General features: G+C 53.4%; 1 protein-coding gene. It reads left to right on the plus strand.

Annotation, left to right across the window (positions count from 1 at the left end; all coding sequences use genetic code 11):
* On the plus strand, positions 1-427 hold a 427-nt coding region (locus EDM56_RS31120; protein ID WP_148040463.1), incomplete at both ends, for a glutaminase.

Raw genomic sequence — 427 nt, forward strand, 5'->3', positions numbered from 1 at the left:
AAGTGTTTGCGAAAGTCGGCATGGAGCCAAGCGGCGATCCTTTCAACTCGATTATCAAATTGGAGACGATGAACTCGCACAAACCGCTCAACCCGATGATTAATGCAGGAGCGATTGCAGTGGCCTCACTGATCGATGGCAGCGATGTGAAGGAACGCTTCCAACGGGTGTGCCGATTGCTGCACCGGATCACCGGCAACGAGCAAATTGCCTTGGATGAGAACGTGTATGCTTCGGAAAAAAGGACGGGGGATCGAAACCGCTCGCTCGCTTATTTCATGAAAAGCACCGGCGTTCTCGAAGGGGATGTGGAGGATGCGCTCGACCTGTACTTTCGGCTTTGCTCCATCACGGTTCACTGCAGCGATTTGGCCAAAATCGGGCTGTTTCTCGCAGAATGGGGACGAATTGCAGGCGAATCGTCTCC

It is taken from the genome of Brevibacillus fluminis (assembly GCF_003710825.1).
GTDB classification, from domain to species: domain Bacteria; phylum Bacillota; class Bacilli; order Brevibacillales; family Brevibacillaceae; genus Brevibacillus_D; species Brevibacillus_D fluminis.